This window comes from Streptomyces fodineus, from assembly GCF_001735805.1.
Taxonomy (GTDB): domain Bacteria; phylum Actinomycetota; class Actinomycetes; order Streptomycetales; family Streptomycetaceae; genus Streptomyces; species Streptomyces fodineus.
Genome location: NZ_CP017248.1, coordinates 3,081,535 through 3,097,749, shown reverse-complemented (window position 1 = coordinate 3,097,749; position 16,215 = coordinate 3,081,535). Strand labels below are relative to the sequence as shown.

Here is a 16,215-nt window from a genome sequence, read left to right as displayed (position 1 = left end):
CGGATCTCGTCTGGCAGAAATACGCAGGAGTAACCGGTACGCAGAAGTATCCGGTATGCCGATGACCGGCACGCCGGGACGAAGCGGCCGAGCACGGCAGTAACGGTCTACCCCTCCGGGAGGGACACAGTGGAGTCTGGCGCGGCGACGCGTGGCACGAAGACGCGCGCGAAAGGCGGACCGTCCCTGGGCAGGCGCGGGGGCACCACCGCCGTGGACACGGCTGCCCTGAACCGGCTGCTGGCGGCCCTCGTCTCGATGCGTGACGGGAACTTCCGCAAGCGGCTCACGGTCTCCGGCGACGGGGTGATGTCGGAGATCGCGGCGGTCTTCAACGAGGTGGCCGACCGGAATCTGCATCTCACCGGTGAGCTGTCCCGGGTGCGGCGCATGGTGGGACGTGAGGGAAAACTCACGGAGCGGCTGGAGACGGGGGCCTGCGAGGGCTCCTGGGCGTCCGCGATCGACGCCTCCAACGCGCTGGTGGACGATCTGGTCTGGCCGGTCTCGGAGGTCAGCCGGGTGCTCACGGCGGTCGCCGAGGGCGATCTGTCGCCGCGGATGGAGCTGCGGACGCAGGCGCCGGACGACGGCACCGGGCATCCGCTGCGGGGCGAGTTCCTGAAGGTCGGCCGTACCGTCAACAACCTGGTGGACCAGTTGTCGACGTTCACCGACGAGGTCACGCGCGTGGCCAGCGAGGTCGGCACCGAGGGCAAGCTCGGCGGGCAGGCCCGGGTGCGCGGTATGTCCGGTTCGTGGAAGGACCTGACCGAGTCCGTCAACACCATGGCGAACCGGCTGACGGCGCAGGTGCGCGATATCGCGCTGGTGACGACGGCGGTCGCGCGCGGTGACCTGTCACGCAAGGTCACCGTCCATGTGGCCGGCGAGATGCTGGAGCTGAAGAACACCGTCAACACGATGGTGGAGCAGCTGTCGTCCTTCTCCGTCGAGGTGACCCGGGTCGCCCGTGAGGTGGGTACCGAGGGGATCCTGGGCGGTCAGGCGCAGGTGCCGGGTGTGGCCGGTGTGTGGAAGGAGCTGACCGACTCCGTCAACACGATGGCGGGCAACCTGACCGCGCAGGTCCGTGGGATCTCGCAGGTCACGACCGCCGTCGCCAACGGTGACCTGTCGCAGAAGGTGACGGTTCCGGCGCGCGGCGAGGTGGCGCAGCTGGCCGAGACGATCAACCAGATGACCGAGACGCTGCGGATCTTCGCGGACGAGGTCACGCGCGTGGCGAACGAGGTCGGCGCGGAGGGGCGGCTCGGCGGGCAGGCGAACGTGCCGGGCGCCGCCGGTACGTGGAAGGACCTGACGGACTCCGTCAACACGGTGTTCCGGAATCTGACCACGCAGGTGCGGGACATCGCCACGGTGACGACCGCCGTGGCCAGCGGTGACCTGTCGCAGAAGGTCACCGTCGACGTGGCCGGCGAGATGCTGGAGCTGAAGAACACCGTCAACGGGATGGTGGACCAGCTGTCGGCGTTCGGTGCCGAGGTGACCCGGGTCGCGCGGGAGATCGGTGTCGAGGGTGAGCTGGGCGGCCAGGCGCAGGTGCCCGGCGCCGCCGGTGCCTGGAAGGACTTGACCGACTCCGTCAACACGGCATTCCGCAACCTCACCGGGCAGGTGCGCAACATCGCCCAGGTGACGACGGCGGTGGCCAACGGTGACCTCTCGCAGAAGGTCACCGTGGACGTCTCCGGCGAGATGCTGCAGCTGAAGAACACCGTGAACACGATGGTGGACCAGCTGTCGAGCTTCGCCGACCAGGTCACGCGGATGGCCCGGGACGTGGGTACGGAGGGCCGGCTGGGCGGTCAGGCCCGGGTGGACGGCGTGTCCGGCACCTGGAAGGAGCTGACGGACTCCGTCAACTTCATGGCCGGGAACCTGACCTCCCAGGTGCGGCAGATCGCCCAGGTGACGACGGCCGTGGCACGCGGTGACCTGTCGCAGAAGATCGACGTTGACGCGCGCGGCGAGATCCTTGAGCTGAAGAACACGATCAACACCATGGTTGATCAGCTGTCCGCCTTCGCCGACCAGGTGACCCGGGTGGCCCGGGACGTGGGTACGGAGGGCCGGCTCGGCGGTCAGGCGCAGGTGCCGGGTGTGGCCGGTGTATGGCGGGACCTGACCGACTCCGTGAACGGCATGGCCGGCAACCTCACGGCCCAGGTGCGCAACATCGCGCAGGTCGCCACCGCCGTGGCCCGCGGTGACCTCTCCCAGAAGATCACCGTGGACGCGCGCGGGGAGATCCTGGAGCTGAAGAACACGCTGAACACGATGGTGGACCAGCTGTCGTCGTTCGCCCAGGAGGTCACGCGTGTGGCCCGTGAGGTGGGCACGGAGGGCATCCTCGGCGGTCAGGCCGAGGTGCAGGGTGTCTCCGGCACCTGGAAGGACCTCACGCAGTCCGTGAACTTCATGGCGAACAACCTGACCATCCAGGTGCGCAACATCGCCGAGGTCACGACGGCGGTCGCCAAGGGCGACCTGTCGAAGAAGATCACTGTTGACGCGAAGGGCGAGATTCTCGAACTCGTCACGACGGTCAACACGATGGTTGATCAGCTCTCGAGCTTCGCCGAGCAGGTGACCCGGGTGGCCCGTGAGGTGGGTACCGAGGGCATCCTGGGCGGCCAGGCGCACGTGCCGGGCGTCACCGGTATCTGGAAGGACCTGAGCAACAACGTCAACCTGATGGCCAACAACCTGACCATGCAGGTGCGGAACATCTCCCAGGTCGCGGCGGCCGTCGCCAACGGTGACCTGACGCGGCAGGTGACGATCGAGGCGCGGGGCGAGGTCGCGCAGCTCGCCGACACCATCAACATCATGGTCAAGACGCTGAGTTCGTTCGCCGACCAGGTCACCAAGGTGGCCCGTGAGGTGGGCACGGACGGCATCCTGGGCGGCCAGGCGCACGTACCGGGTGTGGCCGGCACCTGGAAGGACCTGACCGAGTCCGTGAACCAGATGGCGTCCAACCTGACCGGCCAGGTGCGCAACATCGCCATGGTCACCACGGCCATCGCCAAGGGTGACCTGACCAAGAAGATCGACATCGACGCCCGCGGCGAGATCCTCGAGCTGAAGACGACGATCAACACGATGGTCGATCAGCTGTCCAGTTTCGCCGAGGAGGTCACGCGCGTGGCCCGCGAAGTGGGTACCGAGGGACAGCTCGGCGGCCAGGCACGCGTGCGTGACGTCGACGGCACCTGGCGGGATCTGACCGAGTCGGTGAACGAGATGGCCGGGAACCTGACCCGGCAGGTGCGTGCCATCGCGCGCGTGGCGACCGCGGTGACCCGTGGCGACCTGAACCTGAAGATCGACGTCGACGCGTCCGGCGAGATCCAGGAACTGCAGGACTACATCAACAAGATGATCGCCAATCTGCGCGACACCACGATCGCCAACAAGGAGCAGGACTGGCTCAAGGGCAACCTGGCCCGGATCTCCGCCCTGATGCAGGGCCGGCGCGACCTGGAGGACGTGGCCTCGCTGATCATGAGCGAGCTGACGCCGGTGGTGTCCGCGCAGCATGGCGCGTTCTTCCTGACGATGCCGCTGATGGAGGGCAAGGACGCCGTCGACGGCGAGGAGAACTACGAGCTGCGGATGCTGGGTTCGTACGGCTACTCGATGGGCTCCATGCCGACGTCGTTCCGGCCCGGTGAGGCGCTGGTCGGCACGGCCGCCCAGGAGAAGCGCACGATCCTGGTGGAGAACGCGCCGAGCGGCTATCTGAAGATCTCCTCAGGCCTCGGCGAGGCCCCGCCGGCGCAGGTGATCGTGCTGCCGGTGCTGTTCGAGGGCAATGTGCTCGGTGTCATCGAGCTGGCCTCCTTCACGCCGTTCACGCAGATCCAGAGGGACTTCCTCAACCAGATCGCCGAGATGATCGCGACGAGCGTCAACACCATCTCGGTCAACACCAAGACCGAGCAGCTGCTGAAGCAGTCGCAGGAGCTGACCGAGCAACTGCGGGAGCGGTCGGCCGAGTTGGAGAACCGGCAGAAGGCGCTGCAGGCCTCCAACGCCGAACTGGAGGAGAAGGCCGAACTGCTGGCCCGGCAGAACCGCGACATCGAGGTGAAGAACACCGAGATCGAGGAGGCGCGGCAGGTCCTGGAGGAGCGCGCCGAGCAACTCGCGGTGTCGATGCGCTACAAGAGCGAGTTCCTCGCCAACATGTCGCACGAGCTGCGTACGCCGCTCAACTCGCTGCTGATTCTGGCCAAGTTGCTCGCCGACAACGCCGAGGGCAATCTCTCGCCGAAGCAGGTCGAGTTCGCCGAGACCATCCACGGCGCGGGCTCGGATCTGCTGCAGTTGATCAACGACATCCTCGACCTGTCGAAGGTCGAGGCGGGCAAGATGGACGTCTCGCCGACGCGTATCGCGCTCGTACAGCTCGTGGACTACGTGGAGGCCACCTTCCGGCCGCTGACCGCGGAGAAGGGCCTGGATCTGTCCGTACGGGTCTCCCCGGAGCTGCCCGCGACCCTGCACACCGACGAGCAGCGGCTGCTTCAGGTGCTGCGCAACCTGCTGTCGAACGCGGTGAAGTTCACCGACTCCGGGTCGGTGGAGCTGGTGATCAGGCCGGCCGGCGCGGACGTGCCGGTGGGCATCCGCGAGCAGCTGCTGGAGGCCGGTTCGCTGACCGACCCGGACGGGCCGCTGATCGCGTTCTCGGTGACGGACACCGGCATCGGTATCGCGGCCAGCAAGATGCGGGTGATCTTCGAGGCGTTCAAGCAGGCGGACGGCACGACCAGCCGCAAGTACGGCGGCACCGGCCTCGGCCTGTCGATCTCCCGGGAGATCGCGCAGCTGCTCGGTGGCGAGATCCACGCGCAGAGCGAACCGGGACGCGGCTCGACGTTCACGCTGTACCTGCCGCTGCACCCGAGCGAACTGCCGCCGCAGGGCTACCAGCAGTCCGTGCCCCCGCTGGAGGCCGGCGAGCTCCTCGCCTCCGAGGCCAGGCAGTCCTTGGAACTGTCCGCGGTGGAGATCGAGACTCCGGCCGAGGTGAAGTCGTACCGGGAGACGCAGAACGGTCCCGCGGCGCTCTTCAGGCGCCGGCGCCGGGGCCTGCCGCAGGGCGAGCAGCGGTCCGAGCAGTGGATGACGGTGACCGAGCAGGAGAGCGCGCCGCAGTCCGCGCGCGGAGTGCGGTTCGGTGGCCAGAAAGTGCTGATCGTCGACGACGACATCCGCAATGTGTTCGCGCTGACGAGCGTCCTGGAGCAGCACGGCCTTTCGGTGCTGTACGCCGAGAACGGCCGCGAGGGCATCGAGGTGCTGGAGCAGCACGACGACGTGGCGGTCGTCCTGATGGACATCATGATGCCGGAGATGGACGGGTACGCGACGACCACGGCGATCCGCAGGATGCCGCAGTTCGCCGGGCTGCCGATCATCGCGCTGACCGCGAAGGCGATGAAGGGCGACCGGGAGAAGGCGATCGAGTCCGGTGCCTCGGACTACGTGACCAAGCCGGTCGACCCGGATCATCTGCTGGCCGTGATGCAGCAGTGGATGGGTGGGAAGTGACCGGATTGCGTGCCCTCGGATGTGAACGGCCGGGGAACCCTTGGCGTGGGTCTGGAGTTGCCCACTTGAGATGACGGCGAACGTGCGGCTTAAGGTGGCTGCGCACGTATGGGAATGCGCGATTCCGGGAACCATCCCGGCCCCCGCCGCGTTTCCGCTATGTGCACAGTGACATCGCGGTGACAGGGTGTGGCGACAGGCGGGGTGCGGCTACGATGACCGGCACAAGGACGGGCGGCGAAAGGGAGTCGTCCCCTGGGGCGGCGCCCGGTGTACCGCCGGGGCGAGGAGGGCGGGCCATGGTGCAGAAGGCCAAGATCCTCCTGGTCGATGACCGGCCGGAGAATCTGCTGGCGCTGGAGGCGATCCTCTCTGCGCTCGATCAGACGCTGGTGCGGGCATCGTCCGGGGAGGAAGCGCTCAAGGCACTGCTCACGGACGATTTCGCGGTCATTCTGCTGGACGTCCAGATGCCGGGCATGGACGGTTTCGAGACCGCGGCGCACATCAAGCGGCGCGAGCGGACCAGGGACATCCCGATCATCTTCCTCACGGCGATCAACCATGGCCCGCATCACACCTTCCGGGGCTATGCGGCGGGCGCGGTCGACTACATCTCCAAGCCCTTCGACCCGTGGGTGCTGCGCGCGAAGGTCTCGGTGTTCGTCGAGCTGTACATGAAGAACTGCCAGCTGCGGGAGCAGGCGGCGCTGCTGCGGCTGCAGTTGGAGGGCGGTGGCAAGGGCGCGGTCGGCGGCAAGGAGTCGGCCGGGCTGCTCGCCGAGCTGTCCGCGCGGCTCGCGGCCGTCGAGGAGCAGGCCGAGGCGCTGTCCAAGCAGCTGGACGACGACTCGGCGGACGCGGCAGCGGTGGCCACGGCGGCCCATCTGGAGCGCAAACTCACCGGGTTGCGGCGCGCGCTCGACGCCCTGGAGCCGGGTGCCGGCCCCGGCGGCTCGTCGGTGCCGGCGCAGAACTGACGTAACCCGAGACGGCGGTTGCCCATGAGCGCGCGTCAGTTCCGCTCTCCCGCAAGGGCGACACGAACGGGTGAAGCTGTGGGCACACGTGTCCGCTGTCGTCTCCCCCGGTAACCTCACACCTATGGCCTCACGTCCCTCCGCAGCCAAGAAGCAGCCCGCGAAGAAGGCCGCTCCCGCGAAGGCTCCGGCGAAGAAGGCCGCAGCGAAGAAGGCGGCGGCCAAGAAGGCACCCGCCAAGAAGACCCCGGCCAAGAAGGCCGCGCCGAAGCCGGCACCCAGCCCCACCGGGGGCGTGTACCGGCTCGTGCGCGCCCTCTGGCTGGGCCTCGCGCACGCCGTCGGCGCCGTCTTCCGTGGCATAGGGCGGGGCGCGAAGAACCTGGACCCGGCCCATCGCAAGGACGGCATCGCGCTGCTGCTGTTCGGCATCGCGCTGATCGTCGCCGCCGGCACCTGGGCCGACCTGAAGGGCCCCGTCGGCGACCTCGTCGAGATCCTCGTCACCGGCGCCTTCGGCCGGCTCGACCTGCTGGTGCCGATACTGCTCGCGGTGATCGCCGTACGGTTCATCCGGCACCCGGAGCAGCCGGAGGCCAATGGGCGGATCGTGATCGGCCTGTCCGCGCTCGTGATCGGCGTGCTCGGGCAGGTGCACATCGCGTGCGGCTCGCCCGCCCGCAGCGGCGGGATGCAGGCCATAAGGGACGCCGGCGGCCTCATCGGCTGGGCGGCGGCCACCCCGCTGACGTACGCCATGACCAAGGTGCTCGCGGTACCGCTGCTGGCACTGCTGACGATCTTCGGGCTGCTGGTGGTGACCGCCACCCCGGTCAACGCCATCCCGCAGCGGCTGCGTGCGCTCGGCGTACGCCTGGGCGTGCTGCACGACCACGAGGCGGAGGAGTACACCGAGGACGACGAGCGCTACGACGACCAGTGGCGCGAGGCGCTGCCCGCGCGCCCCCGTAAGCGCTCGTCCGCCCCCCGGGCGTACGACCCGGACAGCGCGGAGGAGGAGGCCCTCTCGCAGCGCCGTGGCCGCCCCAGGCGTTCCGCGGTGCCCCAGCCGGATCCGCAGCGCCGGATGGACGCGGTGGACGTCGCCGCGGCCGCCGCGGCCGCGCTCGACGGCGCGGTGCTGCACGGCATGCCGCCCTCCCCGCTGGTCGCCGACCTCACTCAGGGCGTCAGCATCGGTGACCGCGAGGAGACGACTCCGGTACCCACCCCCGCGCCCGCGCCGGCTCCCGCGCCGTCGCCCGTCCCGGCCGCGCGCCCCAAGCAGGAGAAGCTCACGGCCGGGGTCGTCCCCGACCTGACCAAGAAGGCCCCCGAGGAGCCCCGCGACCTGCCGCCGCGCGCGGAGCAGCTCCAGCTCTCCGGGGACGTCACCTACTCGCTGCCGTCGCTGGACCTCCTCACCCGCGGCGGCCCCGGCAAGGCGCGCAGCGAGGCCAATGACGCGGTCGTCGCCTCGCTCACCCAGGTCTTCACCGAGTTCAAGGTGGACGCGGCCGTCACCGGCTTCACCCGCGGCCCGACGGTCACCCGCTACGAGGTCGAGCTCGGCCCCGCCGTGAAGGTCGAGCGGATCACCGCGCTGACCAAGAACATCGCGTACGCCGTCGCCAGCCCGGACGTGCGGATCATCAGCCCCATCCCCGGCAAGTCCGCGGTCGGCATCGAGATCCCGAACACCGACCGGGAGATGGTCAACCTCGGCGACGTGCTGCGCCTCGCGGAGTCCGCCGAGGACGACGACCCGATGCTGGTCGCCTTCGGCAAGGACGTCGAGGGCGGGTACGTCATGCACTCGCTGGCGAAGATGCCGCACATGCTGGTCGCCGGCGCGACCGGCTCCGGCAAGTCGTCCTGCATCAACTGCCTGATCACCTCGGTCATGATGCGGGCGACCCCGAGGACGTCCGGTTGATCCTGGTCGACCCCAAGCGCGTCGAGCTGACCGCCTACGAGGGCATCCCGCACCTGATCACGCCGATCATCACCAACCCCAAGCGGGCAGCCGAGGCGCTCCAGTGGGTCGTACGCGAGATGGACCTGCGCTACGACGACCTCGCCGCCTACGGCTACCGGCACATCGACGACTTCAACCAGGCCGTCCGTGAGGGCAAGGTCAAGCCGCCCGAGGGCAGCGAGCGCGAGCTGCAGCCGTACCCGTACCTGCTGGTGATCGTGGACGAGCTGGCCGACCTGATGATGGTCGCCCCGCGCGATGTGGAGGACTCGATCGTCCGCATCACCCAGCTCGCCCGTGCGGCCGGCATCCACCTGGTGCTCGCCACCCAGCGCCCGTCGGTCGACGTGGTCACCGGCCTGATCAAGGCCAACGTGCCCTCCCGGCTGGCCTTCGCCACCTCCTCGCTCGCCGACTCCCGGGTCATCCTCGACCAGCCCGGCGCCGAGAAGCTGATCGGCAAGGGCGACGGCCTGTTCCTGCCGATGGGCGCGAACAAGCCGACCCGTATGCAGGGCGCGTTCGTCACCGAGGCCGAGGTGGCGGCCGTGGTCCAGCACTGCAAGGACCAGATGGCACCGGTCTTCCGGGACGACGTCACGGTGGGCACCAAGCAGAAGAAGGAGATCGACGAGGACATCGGCGACGACCTCGACCTGCTGTGCCAGGCGGCCGAGCTGGTCGTCTCCACCCAGTTCGGGTCGACCTCGATGCTCCAGCGCAAGCTGCGCGTCGGCTTCGCCAAGGCCGGGCGGCTCATGGACCTCATGGAGTCGCGCAACATCGTGGGTCCGAGCGAGGGATCCAAGGCGCGGGACGTTCTGGTGAAACCGGACGAGCTGGACGGCGTGCTCGCACTGATTCGCGGTGAATCTGAGGGATAGTACGAAGAGCCGTCCGGTCAGCTCGGGTTACGCCGGACGGCCGGTCGCCGTGACCCACCCGTTAGCGATCGGCGAGCAACCGTTTCCCTTTGTCGCACGTCAAGTTGAGCGAGAGGACAGTTAAGCGTCCCAGTATGGGGTAGCCGCCTGTCCAGCCACCGGATTGTCGGGCCATTCCGTTGGCGTACAAAGTTCGACCGCCCGGTTGCCCCACCCTTTCGTACCCCCCCTAGACTGAGCTTCCAGCACAGGTGGCTACACGCTCGAAAGGCGCCCCCCGTGTCCATCGGCAACTCCCCCGAAGACGAGCGTCCGTTCCAAGACGAGTCCCAGGAAGCCCGTGCCTCCGTGGGCCGCGCCCTGCAGCAGGCGCGGATCGCGGCCGGGCTCACCGTGGACGACGTCAGCGCCGCCACTCGTGTCCGTATCGCCATCATCCACGCCATCGAGGCGGACGACTTCGGCCCCTGCGGCGGTGACGTGTACGCGCGCGGGCACATCCGCACGCTGGCCAGGGCCGTACACCTCGATCCCGGGCCGCTGATCGAGCAGTACGACGACGAGCACGGCGGCCGTCCCGCGCCCACCCCGGCCGCACCTCTGTTCGAGGCCGAGCGGATCCGTCCGGAGCGGCGCGGGCCCAACTGGACCGCGGCGATGGTCGCCGCCATCGTCGTCGTGATCGGCTTCGTCGGGTTCACCGCGGTCAAGGGCGGCGGCGACGGTAGCGACGCCAAGGCGCATGTCGCCGAGGGCGCCACACCCGCCACCAGCAAGCCCGTCTCGCCCACACCCACGAAGAACAAGCCCGCCCCGCCGAGCACCGCGCCCTCCGACAGCGCCATCGCGGCCGCGCCCCAGGACAAGGTGACCGTCCAGGTCAGCGCGCCGAACGGACGCAGCTGGATCTCGGCCAAGGACCACAACGGCCGGATGCTCTTCGACGGGCTGCTGAAGAAGGGCGAGTCCAAGACCTTCCAGGACAGCTCCAAGATCAACTTGATCCTCGGCGACGCCGGCGCGATCGAGCTGTACGTCAACGGCAAGAAGATCGACGACAACTTCCAGCCGGGTCAGGTGGAGCGCCTCACCTACACGAAGGGCGACCCGGTGGCGGGCTGAGGCGCCTCCGGGTGAGCGTGTGTGACGGGGTCGGCCAAGATCGGCCAACCCCGTCGACGTGGGCTGTCAGTGAGACGAAGTAGTCTTGAGCCCATGCCTGAACGCCGTACCGTCGCACTCGTCACTCTCGGCTGCGCCCGTAACGAGGTGGACTCGGAGGAGCTCGCAGGCCGTTTGGAGGCGGACGGCTGGCAGCTCGTCGAGGACGCCGCGGACGCCGATGTCGCCGTGGTGAACACGTGTGGCTTCGTGGAAGCCGCCAAGAAGGACTCCGTCGACGCCCTCCTCGAGGCCAACGACCTCAAGGATCATGGGAGAACCCAGGCCGTCGTGGCGGTGGGCTGCATGGCCGAGCGGTACGGCAAGGAGCTGGCCGAGGCGCTGCCCGAGGCCGACGGCGTGCTCGGGTTCGACGACTACGCGGACATCTCCGACCGCCTGCAGACCATCCTGTCCGGCGGCATCCACGCCTCCCACACCCCGCGCGACCGCCGCAAGCTGCTCCCGATCAGCCCGGCCGAGCGGCAGGAATCGGCCGCGTCCATCGCGCTGCCCGGACACGGCCCGGCCGACCTGCCCGACGGCGTGGCGCCCGCCTCCGGCCCGCGCTCGCCCCTGCGCCGCCGCCTGGACGGCTCCCCGGTCGCCTCGGTGAAGCTCGCCTCCGGCTGCGACCGCCGCTGCTCCTTCTGCGCCATCCCGTCCTTCCGCGGCTCCTTCATCTCCCGCCGCCCCAGTGACGTGCTGAACGAGACCCGCTGGCTGGCCGAGCAGGGCGTGAAGGAGATCATGCTGGTCTCCGAGAACAACACCTCCTACGGCAAGGACCTGGGCGACATCCGCCTGCTGGAGTCCCTGCTGCCGGAGCTCGCCGAGGTCGACGGCATCGAGCGGGTGCGCGTGAGCTACCTGCAGCCGGCCGAGATGCGTCCGGGCCTGATCGACGTGCTGACCTCCACCCCGAAGGTCGTCCCGTACTTCGACCTGTCCTTCCAGCACTCCGCGCCCGACGTGCTGCGCGCCATGCGCCGCTTCGGCGACACCGACCGGTTCCTGGAACTGCTCGACACCATCCGCGGCAAGGCACCCGAGGCAGGCGTGCGCTCCAACTTCATCGTCGGCTTCCCCGGCGAGAGCGAGGCGGACCTGGCCGAGCTGGAGCGCTTCCTCAACGGCGCCCGCCTGGACGCCATCGGTGTCTTCGGCTACTCCGACGAGGAGGGCACCGAGGCGGCGACCTACGACGACAAGCTCGGCGAGGACGTCGTGGCCGAGCGCCTGGCCCGGGTCTCCCGCCTGGCCGAGGAGCTCGTCTCGCAGCGCGCCGAGGAGCGCGTCGGGGAAACGGTGCACGTCCTGGTCGAGTCCGTCGACGAGGAAGAGGGCGTGTACGGCCGCGCCGCGCACCAGGCGCCCGAGACCGACGGCCAGGTGCTGCTCACGAGCGGCGAAGGCCTGAGTGCCGGACGTATGGTCGAGGCGAAGGTGGTCGGTACGGAAGGTGTCGACCTGGTGGCCGAGCCGCTGACCGGCTCGCTCGCGTGTAGTGAGGAGGCGGGCAGATGACCGGAGTCCCGGCATCCGCCGCGGGTGGCTCCTCCGGCGCGCACGGCGCACGGGGTTCCGCCGCCCCTGCCGACGGCGCGGCGTCCGAGGTCTCCGGTACTGCTTCCGGCCCCGAGAACGGCGGCAGGACACCGCGCGGCGGCAAGATCGCGGCCGCGGCCGTCAACCAGGCGAGCGTCTGGAACGTGGCCAATCTGCTGACCATGCTGCGGCTGGTCCTGGTCCCGGGCTTCGTGGCGCTGATGCTGGCGAACGGCGGCTATGACCCGGCCTGGCGCGCGGTGGCCTGGGCGGCCTTCGCTATCGCCATGATCACCGACCTGTTCGACGGTCATCTGGCGCGTACGTACAACCTGGTCACCGACTTCGGGAAGATCGCCGACCCCATCGCCGACAAGGCGATCATGGGGGCGGCGCTCATCTGTCTGTCAGCCCTGGGCGATCTTCCGTGGTGGGTGACGGCCGTGATCCTCGGCCGGGAACTCGGCATCACGCTGCTGCGTTTTCTGGTCATTCGCTACGGCGTGATCCCGGCCAGCCGTGGAGGCAAGCTCAAGACGCTCACCCAGGGCGTGGCGGTGGGGATGTACGTCCTGGCGCTGACGGGGTGGCTGGCCACTTTGAGGTTCTGGGTGATGGCCGTGGCGGTCGTTCTCACCGTCGTCACCGGCCTCGACTACGTAAGACAAGCCATTGTGCTGCGCCGACGGGGAATCGCCGAGCGCGCGGCAGCGTTGGAGGAGAAGGAAGCGTGAGCTCACAGGCCACCGAACTGGTGCGACTACTGACTGTGAGGGGCGAGACCCTCGCCGTCGCCGAGTCGCTCACCGGTGGCCTGGTGGCGGCGGAGATCACTTCGGTTCCCGGAGCGTCCAAGGTGTTCCGGGGTTCGGTGACCGCCTATGCCACCGAGCTGAAGCATGAGCTGCTGGGCGTCGACGCCACCCTGCTGAGGCAGCGAGGAGCGGTGGATCCGCAGGTCGCGGGCCAGATGGCAGCCGGAGTACGGAAAGCTCTGGGCGCCGACTGGGGCATCGCGACGACCGGTGTCGCGGGGCCCGAACCACAGGACGGCCAGCCCGTCGGGACGGTTTTCGTGGCCGTCGACGGGCCGCTCACCGACTACTCCGGTTCTGCCGGTGGCGGAAAAGTGGAGGCCCTGCGGTTGAACGGCAGCCGTGCGGAAATCCGTATGGAGAGTGTACGGAGCGTACTCGCGAGTCTCCTCGGGCAGCTTGCGGGCGAACAGACTGGGAATGAGCGGGCACAGGATACGGAACGGAACGGGGGGTTTTGATGTTTGCAGCCCAGAGTGAACACGACATCGCTCCCCGCACGGCCGCGGCGCGAGGCGGTACGGTGGGGCGAGAAGGATGCGGCTACGCGGTCCGAGGAGGGAGCCACCGATGATTCTGCTCCGTCGCCTGCTGGGTGACGTGCTGCGTCGGCAGCGCCAACGCCAGGGCCGTACTCTGCGCGAAGTCTCCTCGTCCGCCCGAGTCTCACTCGGCTATCTCTCCGAGGTGGAGCGGGGGCAGAAGGAGGCTTCCTCCGAACTGCTCGCCGCCATCTGCGACGCGCTGGACGTACGGATGTCGGAACTCATGCGAGAAGTGAGCGACGAGCTGGCGCTCGCCGAACTGGCCCAGTCCGCAGCGGCCACCGAGCCTGTGCCCACGTCGGTCCGTCCGATGCTGGGTTCGGTGTCGGTGACCGGTGTGCCGCCGGAACGGGTGACCATCAAGGCGCCCGCGGAAGCGGTGGACGTGGTCGCCGCGTGACGTACGTGTGCGCGGCTTAGCGAACGTGTGAGGCCCCGGCCGGGTTTCTCGGGATCAACCTGAGGAGCGTGGCCGGGGTTTTCGTTTTATCGGCCGCATATGTGTGTTCTGTCACATTTACGTCCATTTGCCCGACTTGGGGGGTGCGGTCATGGTGGAGGGATGGGTCCCCGCTGGTGGCCCTTCGGCCTCGTCCTCAGGCGCCGGACGGGCTGTTTCGGGTGCTGCATCCGTGAGCCCTTGGTGCGCCTCCCGTGCCGGGCGGGCGGCGGTCTAGCGTCCCGCAGGAGGTGGTGGCGGCCATGGTGGCGCGGACAGTGCGCTGGACGGTCGGGCTGGGGCTCGGCGCCGTGTGGTGGTGGGCTGTGCTGCGGATCACCCTCGGGCAGGGCGCGGGCGTCCTGGAAGGCGCCGTCGCGGCCGGCGGATGGGGGCTGAGCCTGCTGCCGGTGCACTGTGTGCCCAAGGGGCGGGCGGACGGGGCCGTGCCGACGGGGCGCTGGGTGGCCGCCTGGCGGGCGGGGGACGTCACCAGGGCATCGCCACACCCCCGTTCGGGCGAAGTATCTGACCCGTCGTGAACGCCGACGCGTCCGACGCCAGATACAGCACCGCGTGCGCGACATCGTCCGGCTCGCCGACCCGGCCCAGTGGCGCCATCCGGGCCATCATGCCCTCGGTGTGCGCCTGCGCCTCGCGGTCGTGGCGGTCGGTCATCGGGGTGCGGATCCAGCCCGGCGCGACCGCGTTGACCCGGATGCCGTGCCGGCCGACCTCGGTGGCCAGCGTCTTGGTCAGCTGGACCACGGCCGCTTTCGCGGCGCCGTAGCAGAGCAGCCCGGCTCCGCCGGTGTCGACCGCGCCGGAGGCCATGGTGACGATGCTGCCCCGCGTGTCATGGGCCAGCATCAGCCGGGCCGCCTCCTGGCAGGCGTGGAGCACGCCCTTGAAGTTGACGTTCAGCACACGGTCGAGATCCTCGTCACGGGTCTCGAGTACGGGGCTGCTGTGCATGATCCCGGCGATCGCGGCCATCACGTGCAGGCGCTCACAGGACTGCACTGCCTCGGCCAGCGCCGCCCGGTCGGCGACGTCCAGGACATGGGTACGGGCCGTGCCGCCGCGCTTCTCGATCATCTCCGCCGTGCCGCGCAGACCGTCCGCGTCCCGGTCGGCACAGTGCACCGTCGCGCCCGCCTCGGCGAGCAGAACGGCGGAGGCCCGGCCGATACCGCCGGCGGCTCCGGTGACGAATGCGGTGCGTTCGGTGAGGTCGTACGCCGTGAGGGGCATGCTGCGACGGTACGAGCGCTTCTGACGGATCGTCAATTAGTGGGAGCTGATTGGCGCGAGGCGCACGGAGGGGGCCGGGGCGCGGATGGGTGCGGGTGTGGGTGCGGGCGGGGCAGGGCGGGTCAGCCGGCGCGGCGGGGGTAGCGGTCTCGCCAGCGCTGTGGTGAGCCGGGGGCGGGGGCCGGGCCCGTCTGGCAGGAGGGGCACCAGTAGGTGGGGCGTTCCTGGGAGCCGTCGCCCTGGTCGGCCACGCGGACCGGGGTGTGGCAGCGCAGGCAGGGGCGGGGTGCGCGGCCGTAGACGAACAGGTCGTGCCGGGGCAGGCCCGTGGTCTGGCGGACCGGGCGGTCGCGGTTCGCCTCCAGCAGCTTCCTGGCGAGCACGGGCAGTTGCTCGGCGCGGTCCGCGGGCAGCGCGCCGGCCGGCAGCCACGGGGTGACGCCCAGCAGGAAGCACAGCTCGCTCTTGTAGACGTTGCCGATGCCGGCGAGATTGCGCTGGTCGAGCAGGGCCTCACCGAGCGGTCGGGCGGCATCGGCGAGGAGGTTGGCGAGAGCGCGCCGGGGATCCCAGTCCGGGCCCAGCAGGTCCGGTCCCAGGTGGCCGACGACCTGCTCCTCCTCGCTGGTGCGCAGCAACTCCAGGACCTGTAGGCGGTAGCCCACGGCCGTGCGGTCGGCGGTGCCGAGGACCACCCGGATCTGGTGCGCCGGACCGCCCCGCCAGCGCTCGCCCGCGCCGTACACCTTCCATGTGCCTTCCATCCGCAGATGGGTGTGCAGGGTCAGGCCGCCCTCGAACCGGGTGAGCAGGTGTTTGCCGCGCGGGATCGTGCCGAGCACCGTACGGCCGGTGAGATCGACCGTCGCGTACTTCGGCACCCGGAAGTCGCTGCGGGTCAGCGCCTTGCCCGCGAGGGCCTCGTGCAGCCGCCTCGCGGCCTGCCAGACCGTGTCACCTTCGGGCATGCGTCCAGAGTGCCACGGTCGGGTGAGGCGGGTGCGCGGCGGTGGTGGCGGGGC

At 69.5% G+C, this 16,215-nt stretch carries 10 protein-coding genes and 1 pseudogene; 9 read left to right on the top strand and 2 right to left on the bottom strand.

The features are described 5' to 3' along the window. The first annotated feature begins 129 nt into the window (after positions 1–129). The 9 genes and pseudogenes from BFF78_RS12475 (at position 130) to BFF78_RS43140 (ending at position 14,481) form a co-directional block, all read left to right on the top strand. Entirely contained in the window at positions 130–5,589 is a 5,460-nt protein-coding gene (locus BFF78_RS12475) for a HAMP domain-containing protein (RefSeq protein ID WP_099054852.1), read from the top strand. Between the two features lie 299 nt (positions 5,590–5,888). Further along, the gene (locus tag BFF78_RS12470; RefSeq protein ID WP_069778400.1) at positions 5,889–6,569 is read left to right on the top strand and encodes a response regulator; all 681 of its coding nucleotides are present in this window, start codon (positions 5,889–5,891) and stop codon (positions 6,567–6,569) included. Between the two features lie 124 nt (positions 6,570–6,693). After that, positions 6,694–9,431 (top strand): annotated as a pseudogene (locus tag BFF78_RS12465) (DNA translocase FtsK). Positions 9,432–9,710: 279 nt separating this feature from the next. After that, on the top strand, positions 9,711–10,553 hold the full coding sequence (locus tag BFF78_RS12460; RefSeq protein ID WP_069778399.1) for a helix-turn-helix domain-containing protein: 843 nt from the start codon (positions 9,711–9,713) through the stop codon (positions 10,551–10,553). A gap of 93 nt (positions 10,554–10,646) precedes the next feature. After that, the gene (rimO, locus tag BFF78_RS12455; protein WP_069778398.1) at positions 10,647–12,119 is read left to right on the top strand and encodes a 30S ribosomal protein S12 methylthiotransferase RimO; all 1,473 of its coding nucleotides are present in this window, start codon (positions 10,647–10,649) and stop codon (positions 12,117–12,119) included. Further along, positions 12,116–12,874, top strand: a complete 759-nt coding sequence (gene pgsA, locus BFF78_RS12450) for a CDP-diacylglycerol--glycerol-3-phosphate 3-phosphatidyltransferase (protein WP_069778397.1) — start codon at positions 12,116–12,118, stop codon at positions 12,872–12,874. Before rimO ends, pgsA begins: the two co-directional genes overlap by 4 nt. Beyond that, positions 12,871–13,416, top strand: a complete 546-nt coding sequence (locus BFF78_RS12445; protein WP_069778396.1) for a CinA family protein — start codon at positions 12,871–12,873, stop codon at positions 13,414–13,416. The genes pgsA and BFF78_RS12445 overlap by 4 nt, the downstream gene beginning before the upstream one ends. Before the next feature lie 109 nt (positions 13,417–13,525). Next, positions 13,526–13,900 carry a helix-turn-helix domain-containing protein gene (locus BFF78_RS12440; RefSeq protein ID WP_069778395.1) on the top strand — a complete coding sequence of 125 codons (375 nt, stop codon included), beginning with the start codon at positions 13,526–13,528 and terminating at the stop codon, positions 13,898–13,900. Positions 13,901–14,202: 302 nt separating this feature from the next. Beyond that, on the top strand, positions 14,203–14,481 hold the full coding sequence (locus BFF78_RS43140) for a hypothetical protein (RefSeq protein WP_079161804.1): 279 nt from the start codon (positions 14,203–14,205) through the stop codon (positions 14,479–14,481). On the opposite strand, the gene BFF78_RS12435 is transcribed toward BFF78_RS43140, so the two are convergent. After that, positions 14,429–15,193 (bottom strand): SDR family NAD(P)-dependent oxidoreductase, encoded by a 765-nt coding sequence (locus BFF78_RS12435; protein WP_069778394.1) that lies wholly within the window; start codon positions 15,191–15,193, stop codon positions 14,429–14,431. The genes BFF78_RS43140 and BFF78_RS12435 overlap by 53 nt on opposite strands. A 122-nt stretch (positions 15,194–15,315) precedes the next feature. Continuing rightward, the gene (locus tag BFF78_RS12430) at positions 15,316–16,161 is read right to left on the bottom strand and encodes an Fpg/Nei family DNA glycosylase (RefSeq protein WP_069778393.1); all 846 of its coding nucleotides are present in this window, start codon (positions 16,159–16,161) and stop codon (positions 15,316–15,318) included. Positions 16,162–16,215 lie beyond the last annotated feature (54 nt).

Excerpts from the sequence above, each read along its gene's own strand:
- BFF78_RS12430 (WP_069778393.1), bottom strand. The coding sequence starts at position 16,161 with ATGCCCGAAGGTGACACGGTCTGGCAGGCCGCGAGGCGGCTGCACGAG.
- BFF78_RS43140 (WP_079161804.1), top strand. The coding sequence starts at position 14,203 with ATGGTGGCGCGGACAGTGCGCTGGACGGTCGGGCTGGGGCTCGGCGCC.
- rimO (WP_069778398.1), top strand. The coding sequence starts at position 10,647 with ATGCCTGAACGCCGTACCGTCGCACTCGTCACTCTCGGCTGCGCCCGT.
- pgsA (WP_069778397.1), top strand. The coding sequence starts at position 12,116 with ATGACCGGAGTCCCGGCATCCGCCGCGGGTGGCTCCTCCGGCGCGCAC.
- BFF78_RS12470 (WP_069778400.1), top strand. The coding sequence starts at position 5,889 with ATGGTGCAGAAGGCCAAGATCCTCCTGGTCGATGACCGGCCGGAGAAT.
- BFF78_RS12440 (WP_069778395.1), top strand. The coding sequence starts at position 13,526 with ATGATTCTGCTCCGTCGCCTGCTGGGTGACGTGCTGCGTCGGCAGCGC.
- BFF78_RS12435 (WP_069778394.1), bottom strand. The coding sequence starts at position 15,193 with ATGCCCCTCACGGCGTACGACCTCACCGAACGCACCGCATTCGTCACC.